A 24,971-nucleotide genomic window follows, 5' to 3' on the forward strand; every position below is an offset into this window, starting at 1 on the left:
TACAGCATCAGGCATCAAACCAGCTGTTCTGACGCCAGTGCCTGCGCCAGATGAGCCACAGTGACAGACCGCGCAGCGCCAGGAAAACCGTTACCGCCAGCCACAGTCCGTGATTGCCCAGCGCCGGTACGCTCAGCAGCGTCAGAAAGTAGCCTGCTGCTGCCATCATCATGCTGTTACGCATCTCACGTCCACGCGTTGCGCCGATAAACATCCCATCCAGCAGATAACACCAGACGCCGATCAGCGGCATAACGATCTGCCAGACCAGATAGCGGTCAGCACTCTGTTGCAGCGAAGGAAGAGAGGTCAACAGGGTAACAATCTGCGGGCCAGCAATGGCATAGATCAGCGAGAAGAACAGCGCCACCACCACTGCCTGTCGACAGGCAGAGTGCCAGACGCGCAGCAGTTTGCCGCCATCTTTTGCACCATGCGCCTCGCCAGCAAACGCTTCAACCGCGTAGGCGAAGCCATCCAGCGCATAGGCCGTGAACGTAATGAACATCAGCAATACCGCGTTGACCGCCACCACATCCGGGCCCAGCCGCGCGCCCAGCACGGTCAGCGAGGCAAAACAGAGTTGCAGCATCAATGAGCGCAGCATGATATCCCGGTTCAGCCGCAGCAGCCGGCCGCTGTCACCGCGCCAGCTCTGCTTCAGCAGGCTCAGGGGAATACCGCGCAGCTTCAGGACCCGCCAGACCATGATGCTGCCGACACCCAGTGTAATATACTCCGCCAGCGCCGTGGCGGTTGCCGCACCCGCGACACCCCAGTGCAGCCCCATCACCAGCCAGAGATCGAGCACAATATTAACCAGATTGCCCACCACCAGCAGGATCACCGGCGCGCGCGCATATTGCACGCCCAGCAGCCAGCCCAGAATGACAAGATTTGCCAGGGTTGCAGGCGCACTGAGCCAGCGAATCTGAATAAACAGCGCCGCCTGTTCCAGTACCGCGGGATTGCCGCCAACCAAATGGGTCGCCATCTGAATAATCGGATAACGTAAAGCGATAAACAGTACACCTGCCAGCAGCGCAATAATCAGCGGCTGAGTCAGCGCGCGTGCCAGCGCCGTTTTATCGCCCGCACCAAACGCCTGTGCCGTCAGGCCAGTCGTACTCATTCGAAGGAAAAGCAGCAGCATAAAGAGGAAGCTGGTCACCGTGGTCCCGACCGCAACCCCGCCAAGATAGACGGGGCTGTCGAGATGACCAATGACTGCAGTATCGACCACCCCCAGTAAGGGAACAGTGATATTTGAAAGGATCATCGGCAGCGCAAGCCGCCAGAGGTTTTTATCGGTTGCCGTGATAAAGCGCATTCGCCGTTCCGTGCTCGGTGTCGCTGCGCAAAACAGGCAGCGACAAAATTAGGGCAGACAGAATAGCATCAGTAAAGGCGAATGCACGCAGGCCTCAAATCAGAGCCACTCGCCGTTGCGTACCACGCCAACCGCCAGACCTTCAATGGTCAGGGACTGTGCACGCGTATCGACAACAATCGGGTCGAAGTCGCTGTTTTCAGGCAGCAGATGCACGATAGCACCCTGCTTTTTCCAGCGCTTAACGGTGACTTCATCATCAATGCGGGCAACGACAACCTGGCCGTTGCGCACATCCTGGGTTTTATGTACCGCGAGCAGGTCGCCATCCATAATCCCGATATCTTTCATCGACATTCCGCTGACGCGCAGCAGGAAGTCAGCAGACGGCTTAAACAGGCCCGGATCCACTTTATAGTGGGTTTCGATATGTTCCTGCGCCATGATCGGCTCACCGGCAGCAACCCGGCCAATCAACGGTATGCCTTCTGAGGCTTCTTCTTCCATTAGCAGACGAATGCCGCGCGATGCACCGGAAACGATCTCGATGACGCCTTTACGCGCCAGCGCTTTCAGGTGCTCTTCTGCCGCATTCGGTGAGCGGAAGCCCAGTTGTGCAGCAATCTCTGCGCGCGTAGGCGGCATGCCTGTTGAAGAAATATGGTCGCGAATCAGGTCATAGACCTGCTGCTGCCTGCTGGTTAATGCTTTCATCCCGCCCCCTGGTTGTTTATACAGTCGCTGTGAGTATATACAGGTATTGGCGAAATGGAAACCGATTGTCAGGCAAAACGCGGCTTCTGGCGCGATATGGAACGCTTATCGCAAATGTGTCCAGAGCAGCGCGATCCAGACAAACAGTGCCAGTAAGATGCTGATCAGTACCGCCGCAGAGCCCATATCTTTGGCCCGGCCTGCCAGCGGATGATGCTCCTGACCGATGCGATCGACCACCGCTTCAATGGCGCTATTGAGGATTTCGACGATGACCACCAGCACCACCGACCCAATCATCAGGATGCGCGAGATCACATCGACATCCAGCCAGCAGGCGATAATGATCGCCGCCAGCGCAGCCAGGGCTTCCTGACGAAACGCCGCTTCATGTTGCCACGCGGCACGCAGCCCCTGCCAGGAGTAACCTGCGGCTTTTACTATTCTGATAAGTCCGGTGGCATTATTTGCCATGTGTGGGAACCCTTTTATCGGATTGACGTCAATGTCTGGGCTGCGTGCATTTGGCACCACCACAGATCTTCGCTGCACTTTCTGGTATGCTTGCGGCGCTTTGCTAACAAGAGGCTTCATGTTGTCTATGTCAGGTTGGCGTAAACTTTATTATAAATTGCTTAATTTACCACTCTCGTTTCTGGTAAAGAGTAAGGCCATTCCGGCCGATCCCGTGTCTGAACATGGTCTGGATCCGACCCGACCTATTATGTATGTTTTGCCTTACGATTCGAAGGCTGACTTACTGACTTTGCGCGCGCAGTGTCTGCGGCATCATCTGCCCGATCCGCTCTCTCCACTGGAGATTGATGGTTCCCTGCTGCCTCGCCACGTCTTTATCCACGATGGCCCGCGCGTCTTCCCCTATTTTGTACCCAGCGTGGAATCGGTGAAAATTTTCCACGATTACCTGGACCTGCATCGCAATAATCCCACGCTGGATATTCAGATGCTTCCCGTCACCGTGATGTTTGGTCGTGCACCGGGACGTGAAGTTCAGGGCGAAGCCACACCACACCTGCGGGTGCTGAACGGCGTGCAGAAGTTCTTTGCGGTCATCTGGCATGGGCGCGACAGCTTTGTCCGCTTCTCGCCGACCGTCTCTCTGCGGCGTATGGCCACGGAACATGGGACAGATAAGTCGATCGCGCAGAAGCTGGCCCGCGTCGCGCGTATCCATTTTGCCCGTCAGCGGCTGGCTGCGATTGGCCCGCGTTTACCGGCCCGTCAGGATCTGTTTAATCGTCTGCTGCAATCCAAAGCGATTGAAAAAGCAGTAGAAGATGAGGCGCGCAGCAAAAAAATCTCCCATGAGAAAGCGCAGCAGAATGCCGTCGAGATGATGGAAGAGATTGCGGCGAACTTCTCCTATGAAGCGATTCGCGTTACCGACCGCGTGATGGGCTGGCTCTGGAGCCGTCTCTATCAGGGCATCAACGTCAATGGCGGCGAAAAAGTGCGCCAGCTGGCGCAGGATGGACATGAGATTGTCTACGTGCCCTGCCACCGCAGCCACATGGATTATCTGCTGCTCTCCTACGTGCTCTATCATCAGGGGCTGGTACCGCCACACATTGCTGCCGGTATCAACCTTAACTTCTGGCCAGCCGGTCCGATCTTCCGTCGTCTGGGTGCCTTCTTTATCCGTCGCACCTTTAAAGGCAACAAGCTGTACGCCACGGTGTTCCGCGAATATCTTGGTGAGCTGTTTACCCGCGGCTATTCGGTTGAGTACTTTGTCGAGGGTGGTCGTTCTCGTACCGGTCGCCTGCTGGATCCGAAAACCGGCACCTTAGCCATGACATTGCAGGCGATGCTGCGCGGCGGTAATCGCCCGATCACGCTGGTGCCGATCTACATCGGCTACGAGCACGTGATGGAAGTGGGTACGTACGCCAAAGAACTGCGCGGCGCGGCGAAAGAGAAAGAGGGCTTCATGCAGATGGTGCGTGGCTTGCGCAAGCTGCGTAACCTCGGTCAGGGTTACGTTAACTTTGGCGAACCGCTGCCGCTGGTCAACTATCTTAACAAGCGGGTACCGGAATGGCGCGACGCGATCGATCCGATTGAGCCGCAGCGTCCGAGCTGGTTAACACCGACGGTAAATGATATCGCGGCCAGCCTGATGGTACGTATCAATGAAGCGGGCGCGGCTAACGCCATGAACCTCTGTGTCACGGCCCTGCTTGCCTCACGTCAGCGCTCACTTACCCGCGAACAGCTGATAGAACAACTGGAGTGCTACACCCAGCTGCTGCGCAATGTGCCTTATTCACCTAACGCAACCGTACCCGATCTCTCAGCAGAAGCGCTGCTGGATCACGCCATGGGTATGAATAAGTTTGAGAGTGAAAAGGACAGTATTGGCGACATCATCATTCTGCCGCGTGAGCAGGCGGTGCTGATGACCTATTACCGCAACAACATTCATCACATGCTGGTAATGCCGTCGCTGATTGCCGCCATTGTTCAGCAGCATCAGACGCTGAGCGAAGCGGAACTGCTGCGTCAGGTGAGCCTGATCTATCCGATGCTGAAGAGCGAACTGTTCCTGCGCTGGCAGACCGATGAGCTGCCACAACTGCTGACTGACATCAGTCAGGAGCTGGCGCGTCAGGGCCTGATTACCGTCGAAGCCGGTGAGTTGCGCTTTACCGCAGCGCGCTACCGCACGCTGCAACTGCTGGCTGCCGGTGTGCGTGAAACGCTACAGCGTTATGCCATTACCTTCTCGATTCTCAGCGCCAAGCCGACGATTAACCGCGGCACGCTGGAGAAAGAGAGCCGGACGCTGGCTCAGCGTCTGTCGGTACTGCACGGGATCAATGCGCCGGAGTTCTTCGACAAAGCGGTCTTTACCTCACTGGTACTGACGCTGCGTGATGAAGGCTACATCAGCGACAGCGGAGATGCGGATGTGGCCCAGACCCAGGCCACCTGGCATATCCTGGCTGACCTGGTGACCAGCGATGTCCGGATGACCATTGAAACGGCTGTCGCGCACGACTGATACCCGCGTAAAGCAAAAAAGGCGACCTTAGGGTCGCCTTTTTTATGTCGCACAGGGCTGTCTGGCAGGCTTCTTACAGCAACGAAGAACCTGACGCGCAGGGGACAGGGACAGAAGAGGAAAGCGTCCCGCGCCAGGGATGGCGCGGGCCGAGCCGTCATGGATGACAGCTTTTGCGTCTTTCCGATCTGGCCCTGTCCCCTGTGCAGGCGCGGTCTTCCCGCTATGACAGGCTGCCTTTCCAGTCAGAACAGCTGAGTGAACGGCGGCGTATTCATCAGTACGCCGAGGAACAGCACCATCCCGACATAATTGTTATTCAGAAAAGCCTGGAAACAGGGCTGGCGCTCGCGTCCGGCGATCAGCTTCTGCTGATAAACAAACAGCGCAGCCGCCAGCAGCAACGTCCAGTAGAAGGCACCGTTCAGATGCAGCATCATGCCCACCAGCGCCATCAGCAGCAGGGTTGCCAGTTGCAGCAACCCGATGATCAGCTTGTCGAAACGACCAAATAAAATCGCCGTCGACTTTACGCCAATCTTGAGGTCATCGTCCCGATCAACCATCGCATACTGCGTATCATAAGCAACCGTCCAGCAGATGTTGGCAATAAACACCAGCCAGCAGACCAGAGGTAAGGACTCACTAACTGCGGACCATGCCATCGGAATCGCCCAGCCAAACGCGGCCCCCAGTACGACCTGCGGCAGGTGAGTGTAGCGCTTCATAAACGGATAAACCCAGGCCAGCGCCAGCCCCACAACCGAGAGCATAATCGTCATCAGGTTCATGGTCAGCACCAGCGCAAAAGCCACCAGCGCCAGGATCACGAACAGCAGCTTCGCCTCTTTGGCACTCACCGCGCCGCTGGCCAGTGGCCGGTGCTTCGTACGCTCCACATGACCATCAACTTTGCGGTCGGCGTAGTCATTGATCACACAACCGGCCGCGCGCATGACAAATACCCCGGCAACGAATACCACCAGCACCGGCAGCGGCGGCATCGCCATGTCAGCCAGCCATAATGCCCAGAGCGTGGGCCACATCAGCAGCAGCGTCCCAATCGGTTTGTCGATACGCATCAGGCGAGCGTAGGCCCGCCATTTATTCATACTTAAGCTCGTTTGCACCACAAAATCCTCAGACCAGATCGCGATAGAGCGGCGATGCCGGTAAAAACAGTTCAGTCAGCAGTAGCGGTTTGCCAGAGAGACGCAGGCGGGAACGCCGTCCCCATAATCCCTCCACCTGCCCCGGCTCAATAAAATCGCGGGTCAGCGTCGACGACGAAAAAAGATAGCGCCCAAGAGGACGAGTACCGAGTTGTTGCAGCATCGCCTCTGGCCCGTTAAGGGTACTTTCCGGCACAAGCGTGCGGCCAGCCAGCCAGGGCTGATCGTCGCCGGATAGCAGCACTTCGCGCAGCCAGAAGCGTTCATCGTCTGGTAACAACGCCCTTTCCTCACCCAACTCGCTGGCGTCGATAAAGCCTTCACGTAGCGGCTGAACCGTGACCCGCTGACAGTGCTGTTCAAAACGGCGCGTCATCGAATCCTCCTCCATCAGCCAGTCGAGCAAGGGTGGCGTAAGGGTAGCCTGCGACGGAGAAAGCCAGTTGAGCGAACGTAATAAGCTGAGTGCGTCTTGCGGCATGGCACCACTCCCGATAATTTTCAGGTCGCTAGTTTAGCGCAGAGCGGCGATGCGAACACCTGCCGTCGTGTCAGACGGCAGGTGGATTATTCGCGTTTCAGCCGGTTACTGTTGGCCAGCCACAGTGTGACCACCAGAATCAGGATCGCCGCTGAGTAGCAGAGGGTATCGAAGGGATTTTTATGGTCGACGATAATCAGGCGGATAATGGCCGTGATACCGATATAGACGAAGTAGCGCAGGGGAAAGTGATAGCCCGACTGAAAGTACTTAACAATCAGGGCAATAAATTCGAAGTAGAGGAAATAGATAACAATTCCCTCAATCAGCAGGTAAGAAGAAGCCTGCTCGCCGGTATTAAACAGGACGTTTGCCAGATGAATAGTCTCTTTGCCTAAAAAGACGATCAGGATGATCGCCAGACTCAGCAGACCCAGATTCAGCACCCATTGCAGTACCGTTGCAAGGTGGCGGGCAAAAGGATTTTTGTCACTCATGTTGCGCCTTTAAAAAGGGGTTATCAGCGCGCGATATCATGCGTGAGTGTGATGCAAATCACAATAACCCTAAGCCTCAACATCCACACAGAGCGCGTCGTACCGCCAGTATTCACAGTCGCAATCAATCACCTCTTTTAGCTGATTGCGGTTGATACGGGTGATCAGCAGACCGGGACTGCCCGGTGCCACATTGAGCGTGGGTGCAGCCACCTCCGGTAACGGGCCGGGCAGAATTGTGAAGCGCGCGCCGCCGTAGCGAATACCGTAGCGCTGGTCATAGAGATCGGTCAGGGAGCGGGTCAGATCTTCATCAAGCAGGCCAGGGAAAAAACGCGGATTGAGGTAGTGTTCTACATAGAGCACCGCGCGCCCATCAATGCGGCGCAGGCGGCGAATACAGTAAACCGACGAACCTGGAGCCAGACGCAGCGCAGTCGCTACGCTGTCGTGCGCCGCAACCTGCTCAGCAGCGATCACCTCCGTGGTCGCCTGCCGTCCCTGCTCCCTCGCCATGGCATGAAAGTGGCTGTGATGCAGCGGATTGTAAATCAGACGTGGTGGCGCGATAAACCAGCCGCGACGCAGTTCCCGGTAGATCATCCCCTGGGCTTCCAGCTTGCCCAGCGCTTCCCGCAGGGTAATCCGGGTGGTGCTGAACGCCTCGCTTAAGGCACGTTCTGCCGGCAGTCGTCCGCCGCTGAACTCCCCCGCCTGGATGCGCGTCAGCAGCGCGCTGGCAATCGCATCCGCCGTTTTGAGTGCTATCGACTCCACAACAGTAGCCTCATTTTGGTGCGACTTCGCACTCTTACTGTTCAGGTAAACGCGCCTGAGGTGGGCGAACGGGCCGCGTCTTTTGTCGTCCCTTCCCCGCACCGCGCCGCCTTGTCATAAATCGTTCATATAGAGGGGCTACATTGGCTCGGTTCTTGCTGGACTAGACCAGTCAGGCCCCTCAACTTACACCCGGAGCAACTGAGATGAAAGCGTTTATCGCCTCTGTAGTAGCCAGTGCTGTAGTGCTCACCCTGCCCGTCGCGCAGGCCGCCGATAACGACCTCGCCGCGCTGGAAAAAGCGGCGCGCAGTGAAGGCCAGGTCAACAGCGTCGGGATGCCGGACAGCTGGGCCAACTGGAAGGAGACCTGGAGCGATCTCAACAGCAAATATGGCCTTAAGCACAGCGACACCGATATGTCATCGGCGCAGGAGCTGGCGAAATTTGATGCGGAGAAAGATAACGCCAGCGCTGACATCGGCGACGTCGGCGCGGCCTTTGGCCCCATCGCCGTGGCGAAAGGGCTGACGCAGCCGTATAAACCGACCCACTGGGATCAGATCCCGGCCTGGGCCAAAGATAAAGAGGGTCACTGGGCGCTGGCCTATACCGGCACCATCGCTTTCCTGATCGACAAGCAGCAGGTTAAGGATATCCCCCACAGCTGGGCCGATCTGAAAAAAGGTAAGTATGTGGTTACTATCGGTGATGTCGGCGTGGCAGCTCAGGCAGCCAACGGTGTGCTGGCGGCAAACTACGCATTAGGCGGCGACGAGAAGAACCTGAAACCGGCGCTGGCATTCTTTGCTGACCTGGCAAAACAGGGGCGTCTTGGCGTGACCGATCCGGTGATCGCCAACATCGAAAAAGGCGAAGTGCAGATGTCAGTGGTGTGGGACTTTAACGCCCTTAACTACCGTGACCAGATTGATAAAAGCCGCTACGAAGTGGTGATCCCCTCTGACGGTTCTGTGACTTCCGGTTACACCACCCTCATCAACAAATATGCGAAACATCCTGCCGCGGCAAAACTGACGCGCGAATATATCTTCTCAGACCAGGGTCAGATTAACCTGGCGAAGGGCTATGCCCGTCCGATTCGTGCCGAGCATCTGACGCTGCCTGCCGATGTTCAGGCTCGCCTGCTGCCGCAGTCAGAGTATAAAAATGCCCGTCCGGTTAAAGATCAGGCCGCCTGGGATAAATCGTCAAAAATGCTGCCGCGCCTGTGGCAGGAAAACGTCATCATCAACATGCAGCAGTAACCTGCGGCGGGGAGAGGAAATGAAGACTATCCTGGTGGTGCTGGATGGGCTGAGCAATCAGGTCGCACAACATGCAATGGGTTATCTGCATGCCGAATGTTCGCAGGGCAACGGTTTTTATTATCGTCTGACCTGTGAACTGCCGTCGCTGTCGCGGCCGCTTTATGAGTGCATCCTGACCGGCGTCCCGCCGGTCAGAAGCGGCATTATTCACAATGGCGTCAGCCGGTTAAGTCGCGAGCGCAGCATCTTTCACTTTGCCCGTGCCGCGGGCCTGACCACCGCGGCGGCGGCCTACCACTGGGTGAGTGAACTTTATAACCGAACCCCGTTTGTTCCGGCGCGCGATCGGCATACGGACGCACCGGAACTGCCGATTCAGTATGGTCATTTTTACTCTGACGACAGCTATCCCGATTCGCATCTGTTTGAAGACGCAGAGAGCCTGCGGCTGCGTCACGATCCCGACTTCCTGCTGATCCACCCGATGAACATCGACGACGCCGGTCATAAATCGGGGCTCTCCTCACCGCAGTACCGCAACCGGGCACGCATCGCCGACGGCCTGCTGTCGCAGTGGATGCCGCTGTGGCTGGCCGAGGGCTATCAGGTGATGGTGACCGCCGATCACGGTATGAATGACGATCGCTCCCATGGCGGCATTCTGCCTGAGGAGACCACGGTGCCGCTGTTTGTCTTTGGCCGGGCCTTCTCGCTGCAGCCTGATCTGGCACCGCAGCAGACCGATCTGTGCGGCACCCTGTGCGAACTGCTTGAGGTGCCGCATGACAAACCGGTCTGCCGCGGACTGCTGGCGGAGCCACAGAGATGAGGAGAAAAGGCTTTGCCCTGCTGCTGCTGCTGCCGTTTGCCCTGTTCTGGGTCGCCTTTCAGCTGGCACCGCTGCTGTGGATCGCCATCAACAGCTTCTGGAGTGAGATGAACAGCCAGTGGGGCTGGGATAACTATCAGGACATTCTCACCTCGCCTTTCTACCAGCAGGCATTTCGCTTCTCACTGGATATCTCGCTCTGGTCCAGCGTCTGGGGACTGCTGATTGCGCTGGTCACCGGCTATTCGCTGCATCAGCTCGGCGGCGGACGACTCCAGCGCTTCCTTATCTCTTTTACCAACATGACCAGCAACTTTGCCGGTGTTCCGCTGGCGTTTGCCTTTGTGATTCTGCTGGGGCTGAACGGCTGTCTGACGCTGCTGCTGCGCCATTATGGTGTGATTGAGAACTTCAGACTCTTCTCGCGCAACGGCATGGTGCTGGTTTACACCTGGTTCCAGATCCCGCTGGGCGTATTGCTGCTCTATCCGGCGTTCGACGGGCTGAAAAAGGAGTGGCAGGAGTCCGCAGCGCTACTGGGTGCCAGCCGCTGGCGCTACGGGTGGCATATCGGTCTGCCGATTCTGTTCCCGGCGCTGCTCGGAACTTTTGTGATCCTGCTGGCGAATGCGCTGGGCGCTTACGCCACGATTTATGCTCTGACCACCGGTAATTTTAACGTGGTGCCGGTACGCATCGCCGCGCTGGTCTCCGGTGATATTTCGCTCGATCCCAACACCGGCAGCGCGCTGGCGATGCTGCTGGTGACGATTATGGCGCTCATCACCCTGGTGCAGCAGTATCTGGTGCGCCGCAGCTATCTCAATGCGAAACAGCCATGAAAGGAGCCGTCATGTCACGTGCTGAGCACCTCTATCACCGGATCATGGTTGGGTTACTTTTTACCCTGCTGGCGCTGCCGTTGCTGGCTACACTGCTCTATGCAATCTCGTCCGACTGGAGTAATACCATTCTGCCGCAGGGCTATAGCCTGAAGTGGTTCATCCAGCTCTGGAGCGATCCACGTTTTCTGACGGCACTGGGTCATTCGCTGCTGATTTGCTTTGGTGCGCTGCTCTTCTCGCTGGTGCTGGTGCTGCCTGCCATGTTTGTAATCGCTTACTATTTTCCCCGACTCGATTCGGTGATGAACATCCTGATTCTGATGCCTTTTGCCGTACCGCCGGTGGTGTCATCCGTGGGATTGCTCCAGCTCTACTCTTCGTCACCGCTGATGCTGACCGGCACGCCGTGGATCTTAATCGGCTGCTATTTCACTATCGCACTGCCTTTTATCTATCGTGCACTGGCGAACAATATGCAGGCAATCAACCTTAAAGAGCTGATTGATGCTGCACAACTGCTGGGTGCCAGCACCTGGCAGGCGGCGCTGTGGGTGGTGCTGCCTAACCTGAGCAAAGGGATGTTGATTGCCGTGCTGCTCTCGTTCTCCTTTCTGATTGGCGAATTTGTCTTCGCTAACCTGCTGGTCGGCAACCGTTATGAAACCCTGCAGGTTTACCTCTTCAACATGCGTAACGGCAGCGGTCACTTCACCAGCGCGCTGGTGATCTCCTGTTTCTTTGTGGTGCTGCTGGTCACCTGGCTGGCTAATGCCCTGAATCCCGAACGAGGCTGAATATGAGTTACCTTGAGGTCAGAGAGCTGAACAAGTCCTATGGACCGACGCCGATTTTTGAGCAGATTGATTTCAGCGCTGCTGAAGGGGAATTTGTGACCCTGCTCGGCCCCAGCGGCTGCGGCAAATCAACACTGCTGCGCTGTCTGGCGGGATTAACCGGCGTCGACAGCGGTGAAATCAGGCTGGAGGGCAAGGATATCGTGCCGCTGGCCCCGCAGAAGCGCGCCATCGGCATGGTGTTCCAGAGCTATGCGCTGTTTCCCAATATGACGGTGGAGAAGAACGTCGCGTTTGGCCTGAAGATGCAGAAGCTGCCCGAGGCACAGATCCGCCAGCGGGTGCGGGAGGTGCTGGAACTGGTGGAACTCAGTGACTATGCGCGCCGTTATCCGCATCAGCTGTCAGGCGGCCAGTGTCAGCGCGTGGCGCTGGCGCGTTCACTGGTCACGCGTCCACGGCTGCTGCTGCTGGATGAGCCGCTGTCGGCGCTGGATGCACGTATCCGTCGCCATCTGCGCGATCAAATCCGGCGCATCCAGCGTGAGCTGAATCTCACCACCCTGTTCGTCACCCACGATCAGGAGGAGGCGCTGACGCTCTCCGACCGCATCGTGCTGATGAACCGGGGCAAAATCGTGCAGAACGGCGATGCAGAAGCGCTCTATACCCAGCCAGTTGATCTTTTCGCCGCCGGATTTATTGGCAATTACAACCTGCTGAGTGCCGAGCAGGCGACGCGGCTGACCGGCCAGCCTTTCCATAACCAGGTGGCTATTCGCCCGGAATCAATGCTGTTAACCGCGCCGGGCCAGGGTATTCCTGCGGAAATCCTCAGCCACAGCCTGCTGGGCAACGTCATCCGCTACCGTATCCGGGCGCATGACGTGGAACTTTCGGTCGATGTGCTTAACCGATCGGCGGCGGATTTGCATCCCGCTGGCAGGAAGATTGGTCTACAATTAGAGCTGTCGACTTTGCGCCAGGTGGCTTAAAACACAGGAAAAAATTACGCATCGCACGGCAATCCCCTTCACAGATTGCTCTCGCTGTCAGGCTGGCAGTCTGTGCTGTTTGAAGCCTGACAAACGAGGAGCGATACCCCGTGTTAACCCTGCTTAATTTACTTTCTGCAGTGGCCCTGCTGGTCTGGGGCACGCATATCGTGCGAACCGGCATCATGCGGGTCTACGGTGCCGATCTGCGCCGCGTGCTGAGCCGCAGCATCGAAAAAAAACCGATGGCGTTTCTGGCGGGTATCGGCGTGACTACGCTGGTGCAGAGCAGTAATGCCACGACGTTGCTGGTCACCTCTTTTGTGGCGCAGAATCTGGTCAGCCTGACGCCCGCACTGGTGGTGATTCTGGGCGCGGATGTCGGTACCGCTATCATGGCCCGTATCCTGACCTTTGATCTCTCCTGGCTCTCACCGCTGTTTATCTTCTTTGGCGTGGTGTTCTTCCTCAGCCGCAAGCAGACCCGCGCCGGTCAATTAGGCCGCGCCAGTATTGGCCTGGGCCTGATCCTGCTGGCCTTGCAACTGATTGTCGAAGCGGCGCGTCCGATTACTCAGGCCGCGGGTGTGCAGGTACTCTTCTCCAGTCTGACGGGCGACGTGATGCTCGATGCGCTACTGGGCGCCGTGTTTGCCATTATCAGTTACTCCAGTCTGGCCGCGGTGCTGATTACCGCAACGCTCACCGCCACAGGCGTGATTTCGTTCAAGGTCGCGCTCTGTCTGGTCATTGGTGCCAATCTCGGCAGCGGTCTGCTGGCGATGATTAACGCCAGCGGCTCGAATGCCGCCGGTAAGCGCGTAGCGCTCGGCAGCCTGCTGTTCAAGTTCATTGGCTGCGTCCTGATCCTGCCCTTTGTCGATATCGTGGCGACCTGGCTCGATAAGCTGCCGGTCAACGATGAAGAGCTGGTGATCTTCTTCCACGTCTTCTACAACCTGATCCGCTGCGTGGCGATGGTGCCGTTTGCTGACCTGATGGCGCGCTTCTGCCGTCGACTCATTGCCGACGACGTCGACAACGCGCTGCAGCTCAAGCCAAAGCACCTCGATCGCAGCGCGCTGGATACCCCGGCGCTGGCGTTGGTGAATGCTGCCCGCGAAGCGCTGCGCATGGGTGACGTGCTGGAACAGATGCTGGAAGCGTTTAATAAAGTCGTGCATGGTGAATCCCGCGAGGAGCGCACGGTGCGGCGGCTGGATGATGATGTCGATGTGCTCTATACCGCCATCAAACTCTATCTGGCGCGGATGCCCAAAGAGGATTTGCCGGAAGAGGATTCGCGCCGCTGGGGTGAAATCATTGAAATGTCGCTGAATCTGGAGCAGGCCGGTGACATTATTGAGCGAATGAGCGGCGATGTCGCTGACAAGTCGCTTGCAGCGGGCCGTGCATTTTCTGCCGAAGGATTAAAGGAACTGGAGGGGCTACAGGAACTGTTGATCGCCAACCTCAGAATGAGCCTGTCGGTGTTTCTGTCGCACGATGTCACCAGCGCCAGACGTCTGCGCCGCGCGAAACATCGCTTCCGTCTGATGATTCGTCGCTACTCTCACGCCCATGTTGATCGCCTGCATCAGCAGAATGTGCAGAGCATTGAAACCAGCTCGCTGCACCTCGGTTTACTCGGCGACATGAAGCGCCTGAATTCCCTCTTCTGCAGCGTGGCCTATACCGTGCTGGAACAACCCGATGATGAGCGAGATTATGAATAAGGCAGGTGAATAGCCTGCTGCAGCGCCGGAACGGCTATCGTCCGGCGCTGCAGCAGTGAGAAGCGGCGCATCGCATTAATGCGCCGTCACGTTTACTTCTTCTTAATCGGCTTTCCGGACCAGTACCCCGCCAGCAGTGAACCTGACAGGTTGTGCCACACTGAGAAGAGCGCGCCCGGCAATGCCGCCAGCGGCGAGAAGTAGAGTTTGCCCAGCGTCGCCGCCAGACCGGAGTTCTGCATGCCGACCTCCAGCGCCAGTGTGCGGCAGGTTGACTCATCAAAGCCAAACAGTTTGCCGCCCCAGTAGCCGCCAAGCAAACCAATCGCGTTATGCAGGATCACCGCCGCGATCACCATCAGGCCCACCGATCCGATGAAACCCTGACTGCCCGCGACTACCGCGCTGATGATCAGCAGAATGCAGACCATCGAAAACGCAGGCAGCCACGGCTCCACCCGACGCACCACGCTGTTCATGCTGTGATGAATGATCAGCCCAAGGCTAATCGGGATCACCACGATCTTCACGATGCTCAGCAGCATGCCCACCACATCAACCTGAATGTGGGTATCAACATAAAAGCGGGTTAACAGCGGCGTGGCGAACACGCCCACCAGCGCGGAGACGGAAGAAATGGTTACCGACAGCGCCACATCCCCTTTCGCCAGATAGATCATGACGTTGCTGGCCGTGCCGCTGGCAACTGAGCCGACCAGAATCATACCGGCGGCCAGATCGGGCGGCATATGAAAGAGTTTTGCCAGCCCCCAGGCGGCTAGCGGCATCACCAGATAGTGCAGGAACGTTCCGGCAACCACCGGCGCAGGCCGGGTCAGCACCCGTTTGAAATCGTCGATATTCAGGGTGACACCCATGCCGAACATAATCAGCATCAGCAGATAAGTGACCCAGGGTCCGATGCCAAGAAAGGTACCTGGAGAGTAATACGCGGCGACAGACAGCAGCACGGCCCAGAGCGGGAACAGGCGGGTTAACGTGGCGAGCATAGCCAGACTTCCTTATAAGAATGTTATGTTTAGTGCAGATTTGCCATAGAGCGTCGCCAGGCAGGAACGACTGCCGTGACGAAGGCGGGATCATAACATTTCATTATCATGGCGTAAGGCGAAGATGGGGCGAGGCAGGAAAATGCGGATCGACTGCTGCCGATCCGCTGCATATCGCAGAAATTACGCTGCTTTTTCCTCTAAACCGCGGTAGATCAAACCACCAATCACGGCACCGATAATCGGCATTAACCAGAACATCCACAGCTGAGCGATCGCCCAGTCACCCTGGAAGAGGGCTACTGCGGTGCTGCGGGCCGGGTTAACGGAGGTGTTGGTCACTGGAATGCTAATCAGGTGGATTAGAGTTAACGCCAGGCCAATCGCGATTGGCGCAAAGCCTTTTGGCGCGCGTTCGCTGGTAGCGCCCATGATCACAATCAGGAAGATAGCCGTCATCACGACCTCAGTGATCATGCCTGCCTGCAAACTGAAGCCGCCCGGCGAGTGTTCGCCGTAGCCATTTGCCGCAAAGCCGCTGGCCGCTGCGCTGAAGTCGCCTTTACCGCTGGCGATCAGATAAAGCACCGCGCCAGCAGCAATGCCGCCCACCAGTTGCGCGATGATGTAAGGAATGGCCTGCGAGGCGGAGAAACGTCCGCCTGCCACTAATCCCAGGGTGACGGCCGGATTAAAGTGACCGCCAGAGATGTGACCGACCGCATACGCCATGACCAGCACGCTCAGCCCGAAAGCCAGCGCCACGCCCATGAAGCCAATGCCCAGTTCCGGGAACGCCGCTGACAGTACGGCACTACCACAACCGCCTGCAACCAGTACGAAAGTCCCCAGCGCCTCTGCGACTAACCTTTTCATGATATTTCCTAAATTTGGGTGAATGGATTCAGCGGCGGGATTATAAATCTGAGGAAAGGGAGCGCAACGCCGGTACACGAAATGCGCAAAGAAAGGGGTTGCCATTTGGCAATATTATCAATAAGTCTTTGTATTTATGGAACTATATGGAGGAAGGAAACCAGATGAGGATCAGGCCAGACTGCACCTTTTTTGCCGCTTTTCAGGCCGCGCTGGCGCGGCCTGAAAAGCGGAGAAGCTTACTCGAACAGATTACGATGTAGCGTGCGGACTACGCTTTCCGCATCGTTGCCCGGTACCAGGAAGCAGAGATTGTAGCTGCTGGCACCATAGCAAATCATCCGCAGGTTGAACGGGTCGAGTACACCAAACACCTCTTTGCCAACACCGCAGGCTTTTGACAGCTCATTGCCGATAATCGCCACCAGCGCCAGATCTTCCTCCACTTCTACCCGGCACAGCGACGAGAGTTCAGTCAGCAGCGCCTGGGTCAGCAGACTGGCGCTGGTTGAGGTCGAGCCGGTGGTGTCCAGCGTCAGCGCCACGCTCACTTCGGAGGTGGTGATCAGGTCAACGGAGACGTTATGACGCGCCAGAATGCTAAACAGTTCGGCAAGGAAACCAAACGTATGCAGCATGTTAAGGCTGTGCAGCGTTAACAGCGTCTGCTTACGGCGTAACGCCAGCGCCCGGAATAGCGGCGGGTTGCGGGTTTCGTTGCAAACGCGGGTGCCGCCCGCTGCCGGATCCTTGCTGGAGCCGACGAAGACCGGAATACCCCGGCGTACGGCGGGCAGCAGCGTCGCCGGATGCAGGACTTTTGCACCAAACGTCGCCATCTCAGCGGCTTCTTCAAAGGTGATTTCATCAATGCGCTTGGCCGTCGGCACCACGCGCGGATCGGTGGTATAGATACCCGGCACATCCGTCCAGATATCGACCCGCGCCGCATTCAGCGCTTCGCCCAGCAGCGCGGCGGTATAATCACTGCCGCCACGCCCTAAGGTGGTGGTGCGCCCTTCGCTTTCACTGCCGATGAAGCCCTGAGTTATCACCAGCGCCTGCGCAATACGCGGCTGCAACTGCGCCGTCGCCTGCTCCGCCAGCACCTGAACATCCGGGACTGCCCGACCAAAATGATCGTCGGTGCGCATCACTTTGCGAACATCAAACCACTCTGCATTCACCTGACGTTCACGCAGAATTTCAACAAACAGCAGTGAGGACATCAGCTCGCCGTGGCTGACCAGTTCATCGGTCAGGGCATTTGAGGTGGCGAGTGACGCCGCTTCTGAGAGCGTGCTGATATTGTCGATCATCCGATCGATTTCATCGCGGATCACGCCCGGATGCTGCAGGCGATCGACAATGGCGTACTGAATACGGCGGATATCATCAAGCAGAGCAGCGCGCTGGGGAGCCTGCTGGCCTTCAGCCAGCGCAACCAGCAGATTGGTAATGCCTGCCGAGGCAGAGAGCACCACCAGACGCGTGCTGGCGTCCTGCAGCACCACATCGGCGCTGCGGTTCATCGCTTCAAAATCGGCTACGCTGGTGCCGCCAAATTTTGCCACTATCAGAGTTTGAGACATGTAAGACCTCGTGTCAGGTTATCTTGTTCTCGCCGATGAAAGGGTCGAGAAACATTCTTTCAGCCAGGCACAAGGAAAGAGCAGAAACGGGCGGACAAGATCGGATAGACGAGTCACCCAGAAGCGCCCCACCTTGCAAAACGTCGACTGCAGACGTTTCTGGTGACAACCCAGAGGATTCAGCCCCTGTAGCCGACAGGCAACACACCGCGTGCTGACCCACCTCGGCGTCGCTCCCCATGATGTGTTTTCACCGGATACGGTTCCTCCAACACACTGCCTGGGCGACGCGCCTCTTCTGGCTTGCACACAGGTGCGCAAGTAGGCGCATAGATCTAGCCTTTTCTGGACCTGCTGTCAATGTCAGCGATGGCCGGAGAGCCGCATCAGAAAACAAATTGCCCTGCGCCGCAGCGGCTACAGTGCTTAATGGGTTCAGCCCCTGCAACAATCCCTGACACGGCACAACGTTTTGCGCAGGCTTTCGCGTCACACTTTAGCGCGTGATACGACTGCCATCCGCAGGCGGTTCGCGCCAGTGAATGCTGACGACAGACCGCAGCGTTCATCTCGTCTGCGCGGCGTGCGCTGACAAAATTTTTCCTTTCAGTTACAAGTGTGGTCATACTGAAACGCTAAACAGGCATGATGTGCCTCCGATGGAATGACGGTTCTTAATATCAACAAGAGTGTTGCCATGAAAAATATCAATCCGACACAAACCGCAGCCTGGAAAGCGCTGCAACAGCATTTTGAGCAAATGAAATCGGTAGAAATTGCCGATCTGTTCGCCCAGGATGCCGATCGTTTTGCCAAATTCTCTGCCACCTTTGATGATCAGATGCTGGTGGATTTCTCCAAAAACCGCATCACCCAGGAAACCCTCGATAAGTTACAGGCGCTGGCCAAAGAGACCGATCTCAGCGGTGCCATTAAGTCTATGTTCTCGGGTGAGAAGATTAACCGCACCGAAGATCGTGCGGTGCTGCACGTCGCACTGCGTAACCGGAGTAACACGCCGATTCTGGTGGATGGCAAAGATGTGATGCCAGAGGTCAATGCCGTGCTGGACAAGATGAAAGGCTTCTCAGAGCGCATCATCAGCGGCGAATGGAAAGGCTATACCGGTAAAGCGATCACCGACGTAGTGAACATCGGTATCGGCGGCTCCGATCTGGGCCCGTTTATGGTGACGGAAGCGCTGCGCCCGTATAAAAACCATCTGAATATGCATTTCGTCTCCAACGTTGACGGCACCCACATCGCCGAAACGCTGAAAGATCTCAGCCCGGAAACCACCCTGTTCCTGGTCGCATCGAAAACCTTCACCACCCAGGAAACCATGACCAATGCCCACAGCGCGCGCGACTGGTTCCTGAAAACCGCTGGCGATCAGCAGCATGTAGCGAAACACTTTGCTGCACTGTCGACCAATGCCAAAGCAGTGGGTGAATTCGGTATCGACACCAATAACATGTTTGAATTCTGGGACTGGGTTGGCGGCCGCTATTCACTGTGGTCAGCGATCGGCCTGTCGATCATTCTCTCGATTGGTTTCGATAACTTCGAGCAACTGCTGAGCGGCGCACATGCCATGGACCAGCACTTCGCCTCTGCCCCGGCAGAGCAGAACCTGCCGGTGCTGCTGGCGCTGATTGGCATCTGGTACAACAACTTCTTTGGTGCCGAAACCGAAGCGATTCTGCCTTACGACCAGTACATGCACCGCTTTGCCGCCTATTTCCAGCAGGGAAATATGGAGTCTAACGGCAAGTATGTGGATCGCGACGGTCATCCGGTGGACTACCAGACTGGCCCTATTATCTGGGGCGAACCCGGTACTAACGGTCAGCATGCGTTTTATCAGCTGATCCATCAGGGGACCAAACTGGTTCCGTGTGACTTTATTGCGCCGGCTATTACTCATAACGCGCTGGCGGATCACCATCCGAAGCTGCTCTCTAACTTCTTTGCCCAGACCGAAGCGCTGGCGTTTGGTAAGTCACGCGACGTCGTGGAGAAAGAGTTTACCGATGCCGGCAAATCGGCAGAATCTGTAGCCCACATTGTGCCGTTCAAGGTGTTTGAAGGTAATCGTCCGACTAACTCCATTCTGCTGCGTGAGATTACGCCGTACAGCCTGGGCGCGCTGATTGCGCTGTACGAGCACAAAATCTTCACGCAGGGTGCCATCCTGAATATCTTCACCTTCGATCAGTGGGGTGTGGAATTAGGTAAGCAGCTGGCGAACCGTATTCTGCCGGAACTGGAAAATGAGGACGAAATTACCTCTCACGACAGTTCCACTAATGCCTTAATTAACCGCTATAAATCCTGGCGTTAATTGGTGTTAATTTCATCGGGCGGCAACATTGCCGCCCTTTTTTTGTCTCTTTTTCCATCCGGGCGGCCTGATAATCGATTTTGTCATTCACGCCAGCGCGGGAAAAGTCTTAAAATACCCTAAGATAATTCTGAACATCGGGTGCTAAAACAGTGTGATATCCAGTATAAAATGGATCTGAAAACTGGCTGGCAGCAGGATTAGCTGTTGATTTATAGCCATATTTAAATTAATCCCTTCTGAGTAAATTCTGATTATTCTTATTCCGTGCCAGATATAACTAAAAAAGAACATTCCGCTTTGCATTTGCCTTACCCGTAGCGAAATATAGGGTATCAACCGGAAAAACTCCGATATAAAAAGTAGTTATCCCCAATCCAGCTGATTAAATCACGCAATTGCTTCGTTATTTACCCTGGTTTTTATGGCACTGAACTCTGATATTTTGTTGCCCTATAATGAACGCGCCCGCAATGGGACTGTCCGTCGCTTTGGCTGCAGCCTGTCTGTATTGCCCTTGTCGCCGGTCAGAGATCCTTCATTCACTCAATGCAGGAAACGTTGTTATGAAAAAAACTATGGTTGCCGGTGCAGCCCTGATCCTCGTTGCTGCTTCTTCCAGCGCATTTGCTGCGCCGCAGGAAGCAGGTGAAGCAGGTACTGCAGCTGGCGCGCAGGCGGGAGCAATCTCTGCTGGCACGTCCACGGCTGTCGGTATCGGCGCACTTGGCGCGCTGGTTGGGCTCGGCATTGCTGCTTCTGGCGGTGGTGACGGTGCAAATACCGGTACAACAACCACGACCACGACGAGCACCACTCGTTGATGGATGCCCGACTCTCGTCTGATTGCTGATTTGCAGCAAACGGGCCGAGGCTGAATCACTGACTCCGTTAAGTGATGACGCTAAGCCTCGCAACCTGTATCTCTGCAGCCAGCCGTGACGGGCAGAGCACCTTTAAACATAACCACACGCCTGTGTGGTTATTTTTTACTTTGGCATGACTTATCAGGGACACACAGTGCGCCGACTTCCTCTGCTGCTCGCTTGCCTGCTGCTGCAGGCCTGTACACAAACGCAAAAAGGTCTTGAACAGACCCTGCTGCTCGCCGTTAACGGTCCGGATGACGTGACCGTCACCGATCAACAGGTCAACAATCTTCCCTATGCCAGTCTCTATGCTCGTCTGAATGACGGTCCGCGCATTTTTGTGGTGCTGGGCTACAACGAGAAGGGGCAGCAGAAATGGGTGACGCAGGATCAGGCGATGCTGGTGACACAGCACGGCCGCCTGGTTAAAACCCTGGGCTTACCGGATAACCTGCTGAGCGTCAGCAATCTGCAACAGGATCCGCTTGCTGACAGCCTGCATATCAGCAGTGGCGCAGGCTGGACCCGCATTGTGCAGTGGACCGAGCAGGGCAAGGTTCGCGGTGCGACCCTACGCTCCACCTTCCAGCGTGGCACCGACGAAGTGCTGACCGTGGCGGGCAACCGCATCCCATGCCGTGTCTGGCATGAGCAGGTAAGCATCGACAGCAGTAACCGCGAGTGGGAAAACACCTTCTGGATCGACAACAGCAGCGGTGATGTGGTGCAGGCCCATCAGATGCTGGCGGCCGATGCCTTCCCTGTTGATATTACTATTCTGAAGCCGGCGAAATCATGAAAAAAATCACTATTTTGCTGGCCGGGCTGAGCCTGTTCAGCGCCGCAGAAGCGCAGGCGACTGCGCAGGTTATCGTCCATGCACCGCACAACGGTGGTCAGGCTGAGCTGAGCCAGATCGCGGATCTCTCACAACTGGTGACACTGCCTCCGCTACAGACCAACACGGACTGGCGACGTACCGTTATTGCTGAGCGCGGTGCCAGCGCCGTCGCACAGCAGCAATATCAACAGACGCTTGCCGCGTTACGTGCCTGGCGTGCTGACAGCAGCGGCGATCGGGCAGCGGCCATTGATGAGGTCATCCGCCAGCTGAGCGCCATCAACGTGACAGGTCGTCAGTTCACCCCGCTTGACCCGGACTGGATTCGTCTCCATCCGGCGGACAACCGTCGGCTGGAAGGCAGCTATGACCTCTGGCTGCAGGCACCATCCGATTCAGTACTGCTGCTCGGCGCATTAAGCGGCGCAGGCAAAGTGAGCTGGCAGCCGGGTAAATCAGTACGCGACTATCTGGAGGGTCATCCGTCACTCTCCGGCGCAGAACGCAATTTTGTCACGATCATTGCGCCCTCAGGCGCCACACAGCAGGTGCCGGTTGCATACTGGAATCACCGCCACGCGGAAGTGGAGCCAGGCAGCGTTATCTGGCTCGGCTTTTCCTCATGGAGCCTGCCAGGCAGCTATGAAGACCTGAACGATCGCATCCTTTCCGTACTGACTCACCGGATACCAGACTGATGAAAAAACGTTATCTCTTCAGCCTGTTGGCTGTTTCCGTGGCGGCAGCCTGTCAGGCGCAGGCCGACACCTTCCCCGCGCCGGTGGGCCCGTCACAATCTGACTTCGGTGGTGTGGGCCTGATGCAGGTGCCGACGGCGCGCATGTCCAGAGAAGGCGAGTTCAGCCTCAATGCGCGTGACAACGATCAGTACCGCTATTACTCAGCGTCACTGCAGCTCTTTCCCTGGCTGGAGACGACCGTGCGTTATACCGACGTGCGCACCCGGCAGTACAGTGCAGTGTCAGAATTCAGCGGCACGCAGAGCTATAAGGATAAAGCCTTCGACCTGAAACTGCGTCTGTGGCAGGAAGGCTTCTGGCTGCCGGAAGTGGCGGTGGGAACGCGCGATCTCGGTGGTACCGGCCTGTTCGACAGTGAATATGTGGTGGGAACTAAAGCCTGGGGACCGTTCGACTTCACCCTGGGCCTCGGCTGGGGCTATCTCGGCAATAGCGGCACCGTGAAGAACCCGTTCTGCTCCTACAGCGACAGCTATTGCCAGCGTCCACAGGTGGGCGAAGCGGGTTCCATCAATGGCTCGCAGATGTTCCACGGTCCGACAGCATTTTTCGGCGGCGTGGAGTATCAGACGCCCTGGCAGCCGCTGCGACTCAAGATGGAGTATGAGGGCAACGACTACCAGAATGACTTTGCTGGCCGCCTTGATCAGCGCAGCAAGCTCAACGTCGGCGCGATTTACCGTGTGACCGACTGGGCTGACATCAACGCCAGCTACGAACGCGGTAATACCTTTATGTTTGGTGTCACCATCCGTACCAACTTTAATGATTTGCGTCAGGTGCATATCGACAGCGAGAAGCCGGCCTACAATCCACAGCCGCAGCCGCAGTTGCTGGAACCGACGGTAGTCGGCACTCAGCTGACCGATCTGAAATACAACGCGGGCCTTGATGGTCCGCGGATTCAGACTCAGGGCCACACGTTGTATGTGTCAGGCGAGCAGACGAAGTATCGTGATACCCGTGAAGGGGTGGATCGCGCTAATCGCATCATCATGAACCACCTGCCGGACGGCATCGACACGATCAATGTGACCGAGTCGCGCTTTAACATGCCGCAGGTGACCACTGAAACGAAAGTTGCCAGTCTGCGTAAAGAGCTGGAAGGCTACCCGCTGGGCCACGAGCAGCCGCTGCAACAGATCCGCAAAGAACCGGTCGATCCGGGTAACACTGAGCAGGGTATGTTTATCCGTAAAGATCGCCTGAACTACAGCCTGTCACCGGTGCTGAATCAGTCGGTGGGTGGCCCGGAAAGCTTCTACATGTATCAGGTTGGCGTCATGGCCAATGCGGATTACTGGCTGACGGATCACCTGCTGGTGGGCGGCAGTCTGTTTGGTAACCTCGCCAATAACTACGACAAGTTCAACTACAACGGCGCACCGGCGGACTCTTCGCTGCCGCGCGTGCGTACTCATATCCGCGATTACGTTGAGAACAACGTTTATGTCAACGATCTGCAGGCGAATTATATGGGCCACCTCGGTAACGGCTTCTATGGTCAGGTCTACGGCGGCTATCTGGAGACGATGTACGGCGGCGTGGGCGGCGAGCTGCTTTATCGTCCGGTCGATGCGAACTGGGCCGTGGGTGTCGATGCCAACTACGTCCGTCAGCGTGACTGGGACAATATGATGCAGTTTAACCGCTATAAAGCGACCACCGGCAACCTCACCGGTTACTGGCGTCCGTGGTTCATGCAGGATGTGCTGGTTAAAACCAGCGTAGGACAGTATCTGGCAAAAGATAAAGGCGTGACGGTCGATGTGTCGAAGCGCTTCGACAGCGGCGTGATGGTCGGTGTTTATGCCACCAAAACCAACGTCTCGTCTGAAGAGTATGGCGAAGGCGACTTCACCAAAGGCTTCTATATCTCCGTGCCGATGGATCTGTTCACCGTGACGCCAACACGCGGTCGCGCGCAGGTGAACTGGGTGCCGCTGACGCGTGATGGCGGTCAGATGCTGGGACGTAAGTACCAGCTGTATGATCTGACGTCGGATCGCGACGCTCGCTTCAACTAAGCAGAGGCGGCCTCAGGGCCGTTTCATGCGGTTAACAGAAAGCAGGCTCAGGGAGCATACGCCCTACGTAAAGACGCAAAGATGCCATCCATGGCGGCTCAACGCGGGCCATCCGTGGCCCGCGATGCTTTACTCCAGACGTATGCTCCCATCGCTTTGACTTCGGCACGCGCTTCAGGAAGTCA

Annotated in this window: 22 protein-coding genes and 1 riboswitch; of the genes, 12 read left to right on the forward strand and 10 right to left on the reverse strand. The window is 56.8% G+C overall.

Features of this window, described 5'->3' with window-relative positions:
* Nucleotides 1-7 precede the first annotated feature (7 nt).
* The 3 genes from dinF to F3I20_RS19815 form a co-directional block, all read right to left on the reverse strand.
* Nucleotides 8-1,330, reverse strand: coding sequence for an MATE family efflux transporter DinF (gene dinF / locus F3I20_RS19805; RefSeq protein WP_150038338.1), 1,323 nt, complete (start codon nt 1,328-1,330; stop codon nt 8-10).
* Between the two features lie 99 nt (nt 1,331-1,429).
* The gene (lexA, locus tag F3I20_RS19810) at nt 1,430-2,044 is read right to left on the reverse strand and encodes a transcriptional repressor LexA (protein WP_013359774.1); all 615 of its coding nucleotides are present in this window, start codon (nt 2,042-2,044) and stop codon (nt 1,430-1,432) included.
* 105 nt (nt 2,045-2,149) lie between these two features.
* On the reverse strand, nt 2,150-2,518 hold the full coding sequence (locus F3I20_RS19815) for a diacylglycerol kinase (protein WP_150012045.1): 369 nt from the start codon (nt 2,516-2,518) through the stop codon (nt 2,150-2,152).
* Between the two features lie 127 nt (nt 2,519-2,645).
* Here F3I20_RS19815 and plsB point away from each other — a divergent pair, with 127 nt between their 5' ends.
* On the forward strand, nt 2,646-5,069 hold the full coding sequence (gene plsB, locus F3I20_RS19820; protein ID WP_150012047.1) for a glycerol-3-phosphate 1-O-acyltransferase PlsB: 2,424 nt from the start codon (nt 2,646-2,648) through the stop codon (nt 5,067-5,069).
* Between the two features lie 245 nt (nt 5,070-5,314).
* Here the strand turns inward: plsB and ubiA are convergent, their stop codons facing one another.
* From ubiA to F3I20_RS19840, 4 genes are all read right to left on the reverse strand, one after another.
* On the reverse strand, nt 5,315-6,181 hold the full coding sequence (gene ubiA / locus F3I20_RS19825) for a 4-hydroxybenzoate octaprenyltransferase (protein ID WP_370452847.1): 867 nt from the start codon (nt 6,179-6,181) through the stop codon (nt 5,315-5,317).
* 28 nt (nt 6,182-6,209) lie between these two features.
* Nucleotides 6,210-6,722 (reverse strand): chorismate lyase, encoded by a 513-nt coding sequence (gene ubiC, locus F3I20_RS19830; RefSeq protein WP_150012051.1) that lies wholly within the window; start codon nt 6,720-6,722, stop codon nt 6,210-6,212.
* A gap of 86 nt (nt 6,723-6,808) precedes the next feature.
* Nucleotides 6,809-7,219, reverse strand: coding sequence for a phosphate-starvation-inducible protein PsiE (gene psiE / locus F3I20_RS19835; RefSeq protein WP_110331192.1), 411 nt, complete (start codon nt 7,217-7,219; stop codon nt 6,809-6,811).
* 69 nt (nt 7,220-7,288) lie between these two features.
* Nucleotides 7,289-7,996 carry a UTRA domain-containing protein gene (locus F3I20_RS19840; RefSeq protein ID WP_190285940.1) on the reverse strand — a complete coding sequence of 236 codons (708 nt, stop codon included), beginning with the start codon at nt 7,994-7,996 and terminating at the stop codon, nt 7,289-7,291.
* Between the two features lie 206 nt (nt 7,997-8,202).
* Between F3I20_RS19840 and F3I20_RS19845 the strand changes: the two genes are divergently transcribed.
* From F3I20_RS19845 to F3I20_RS19870, 6 genes are all read left to right on the forward strand, one after another.
* On the forward strand, nt 8,203-9,264 hold the full coding sequence (locus F3I20_RS19845) for an ABC transporter substrate-binding protein (protein WP_150012053.1): 1,062 nt from the start codon (nt 8,203-8,205) through the stop codon (nt 9,262-9,264).
* A gap of 19 nt (nt 9,265-9,283) precedes the next feature.
* A complete protein-coding gene (locus F3I20_RS19850; protein ID WP_046101007.1) occupies nt 9,284-10,096 on the forward strand; it encodes an alkaline phosphatase family protein in 813 nt (270 codons plus the stop codon).
* The gene (locus F3I20_RS19855; protein ID WP_150012055.1) at nt 10,093-10,938 is read left to right on the forward strand and encodes an ABC transporter permease; all 846 of its coding nucleotides are present in this window, start codon (nt 10,093-10,095) and stop codon (nt 10,936-10,938) included. Before F3I20_RS19850 ends, F3I20_RS19855 begins: the two co-directional genes overlap by 4 nt.
* A gap of 11 nt (nt 10,939-10,949) precedes the next feature.
* Nucleotides 10,950-11,735, forward strand: coding sequence for an ABC transporter permease (locus F3I20_RS19860; RefSeq protein WP_150012057.1), 786 nt, complete (start codon nt 10,950-10,952; stop codon nt 11,733-11,735).
* Between the two features lie 2 nt (nt 11,736-11,737).
* A complete protein-coding gene (locus F3I20_RS19865) occupies nt 11,738-12,730 on the forward strand; it encodes an ABC transporter ATP-binding protein (protein WP_150012059.1) in 993 nt (330 codons plus the stop codon).
* A 110-nt stretch (nt 12,731-12,840) separates the two neighbouring features.
* Nucleotides 12,841-14,466, forward strand: coding sequence for a Na/Pi cotransporter family protein (locus F3I20_RS19870; protein ID WP_150012061.1), 1,626 nt, complete (start codon nt 12,841-12,843; stop codon nt 14,464-14,466).
* 92 nt (nt 14,467-14,558) lie between these two features.
* Here F3I20_RS19870 and panS read toward each other — a convergent pair whose 3' ends face one another.
* The 3 genes from panS to lysC form a co-directional block, all read right to left on the reverse strand.
* The gene (panS, locus tag F3I20_RS19875) at nt 14,559-15,476 is read right to left on the reverse strand and encodes a ketopantoate/pantoate/pantothenate transporter PanS (protein WP_150012063.1); all 918 of its coding nucleotides are present in this window, start codon (nt 15,474-15,476) and stop codon (nt 14,559-14,561) included.
* Nucleotides 15,477-15,659: 183 nt separating this feature from the next.
* Nucleotides 15,660-16,352, reverse strand: coding sequence for an aquaporin Z (gene aqpZ / locus F3I20_RS19880; RefSeq protein ID WP_150012065.1), 693 nt, complete (start codon nt 16,350-16,352; stop codon nt 15,660-15,662).
* A 239-nt stretch (nt 16,353-16,591) separates the two neighbouring features.
* A complete protein-coding gene (lysC, locus tag F3I20_RS19885) occupies nt 16,592-17,944 on the reverse strand; it encodes a lysine-sensitive aspartokinase 3 (RefSeq protein WP_150012067.1) in 1,353 nt (450 codons plus the stop codon).
* A gap of 113 nt (nt 17,945-18,057) precedes the next feature.
* A riboswitch (Lysine riboswitch) is annotated at nt 18,058-18,250 on the reverse strand.
* A gap of 391 nt (nt 18,251-18,641) precedes the next feature.
* Between lysC and pgi the strand changes: the two genes are divergently transcribed.
* The 5 genes from pgi to F3I20_RS19910 all read left to right on the forward strand — a co-directional run bounded on the left by pgi (nt 18,642) and on the right by F3I20_RS19910 (nt 24,786).
* Nucleotides 18,642-20,288, forward strand: coding sequence for a glucose-6-phosphate isomerase (gene pgi / locus F3I20_RS19890; RefSeq protein ID WP_150012069.1), 1,647 nt, complete (start codon nt 18,642-18,644; stop codon nt 20,286-20,288).
* Nucleotides 20,289-20,854: 566 nt separating this feature from the next.
* On the forward strand, nt 20,855-21,112 hold the full coding sequence (yjbE, locus tag F3I20_RS19895) for an exopolysaccharide production protein YjbE (protein WP_013359757.1): 258 nt from the start codon (nt 20,855-20,857) through the stop codon (nt 21,110-21,112).
* Nucleotides 21,113-21,308: 196 nt separating this feature from the next.
* Entirely contained in the window at nt 21,309-21,956 is a 648-nt protein-coding gene (locus F3I20_RS19900; RefSeq protein ID WP_150012071.1) for a YjbF family lipoprotein, read from the forward strand.
* On the forward strand, nt 21,953-22,696 hold the full coding sequence (locus F3I20_RS19905) for a capsule biosynthesis GfcC family protein (RefSeq protein WP_150038336.1): 744 nt from the start codon (nt 21,953-21,955) through the stop codon (nt 22,694-22,696). The genes F3I20_RS19900 and F3I20_RS19905 overlap by 4 nt, the downstream gene beginning before the upstream one ends.
* Nucleotides 22,696-24,786: a YjbH domain-containing protein gene (locus F3I20_RS19910; RefSeq protein WP_150012075.1), complete on the forward strand. Its 2,091-nt coding sequence runs from the start codon at nt 22,696-22,698 to the stop codon at nt 24,784-24,786. The genes F3I20_RS19905 and F3I20_RS19910 overlap by 1 nt, the downstream gene beginning before the upstream one ends.
* Nucleotides 24,787-24,971 lie beyond the last annotated feature (185 nt).

This window comes from Candidatus Pantoea gossypiicola, assembly GCF_008632075.1.
Lineage (GTDB): Bacteria > Pseudomonadota > Gammaproteobacteria > Enterobacterales > Enterobacteriaceae > Pantoea > Pantoea gossypiicola.

What these genes read in the sequence shown, in the direction of transcription:
- dinF (WP_150038338.1), bottom strand. Translation starts at nt 1,330, where the DNA reads ATGCGCTTTATCACGGCAACCGATAAAAACCTCTGGCGGCTTGCGCTG.
- lexA (WP_013359774.1), bottom strand. Translation starts at nt 2,044, where the DNA reads ATGAAAGCATTAACCAGCAGGCAGCAGCAGGTCTATGACCTGATTCGC.
- F3I20_RS19815 (WP_150012045.1), bottom strand. Translation starts at nt 2,518, where the DNA reads ATGGCAAATAATGCCACCGGACTTATCAGAATAGTAAAAGCCGCAGGT.
- plsB (WP_150012047.1), top strand. Translation starts at nt 2,646, where the DNA reads ATGTCAGGTTGGCGTAAACTTTATTATAAATTGCTTAATTTACCACTC.
- ubiA (WP_370452847.1), bottom strand. Translation starts at nt 6,181, where the DNA reads ATGAATAAATGGCGGGCCTACGCTCGCCTGATGCGTATCGACAAACCG.
- ubiC (WP_150012051.1), bottom strand. Translation starts at nt 6,722, where the DNA reads ATGCCGCAAGACGCACTCAGCTTATTACGTTCGCTCAACTGGCTTTCT.
- psiE (WP_110331192.1), bottom strand. Translation starts at nt 7,219, where the DNA reads ATGAGTGACAAAAATCCTTTTGCCCGCCACCTTGCAACGGTACTGCAA.
- F3I20_RS19845 (WP_150012053.1), top strand. Translation starts at nt 8,203, where the DNA reads ATGAAAGCGTTTATCGCCTCTGTAGTAGCCAGTGCTGTAGTGCTCACC.
- F3I20_RS19850 (WP_046101007.1), top strand. Translation starts at nt 9,284, where the DNA reads ATGAAGACTATCCTGGTGGTGCTGGATGGGCTGAGCAATCAGGTCGCA.
- F3I20_RS19855 (WP_150012055.1), top strand. Translation starts at nt 10,093, where the DNA reads ATGAGGAGAAAAGGCTTTGCCCTGCTGCTGCTGCTGCCGTTTGCCCTG.
- F3I20_RS19860 (WP_150012057.1), top strand. Translation starts at nt 10,950, where the DNA reads ATGTCACGTGCTGAGCACCTCTATCACCGGATCATGGTTGGGTTACTT.
- F3I20_RS19865 (WP_150012059.1), top strand. Translation starts at nt 11,738, where the DNA reads ATGAGTTACCTTGAGGTCAGAGAGCTGAACAAGTCCTATGGACCGACG.
- panS (WP_150012063.1), bottom strand. Translation starts at nt 15,476, where the DNA reads ATGCTCGCCACGTTAACCCGCCTGTTCCCGCTCTGGGCCGTGCTGCTG.
- aqpZ (WP_150012065.1), bottom strand. Translation starts at nt 16,352, where the DNA reads ATGAAAAGGTTAGTCGCAGAGGCGCTGGGGACTTTCGTACTGGTTGCA.
- lysC (WP_150012067.1), bottom strand. Translation starts at nt 17,944, where the DNA reads ATGTCTCAAACTCTGATAGTGGCAAAATTTGGCGGCACCAGCGTAGCC.
- pgi (WP_150012069.1), top strand. Translation starts at nt 18,642, where the DNA reads ATGAAAAATATCAATCCGACACAAACCGCAGCCTGGAAAGCGCTGCAA.
- yjbE (WP_013359757.1), top strand. Translation starts at nt 20,855, where the DNA reads ATGAAAAAAACTATGGTTGCCGGTGCAGCCCTGATCCTCGTTGCTGCT.
- F3I20_RS19905 (WP_150038336.1), top strand. Translation starts at nt 21,953, where the DNA reads ATGAAAAAAATCACTATTTTGCTGGCCGGGCTGAGCCTGTTCAGCGCC.
- F3I20_RS19910 (WP_150012075.1), top strand. Translation starts at nt 22,696, where the DNA reads ATGAAAAAACGTTATCTCTTCAGCCTGTTGGCTGTTTCCGTGGCGGCA.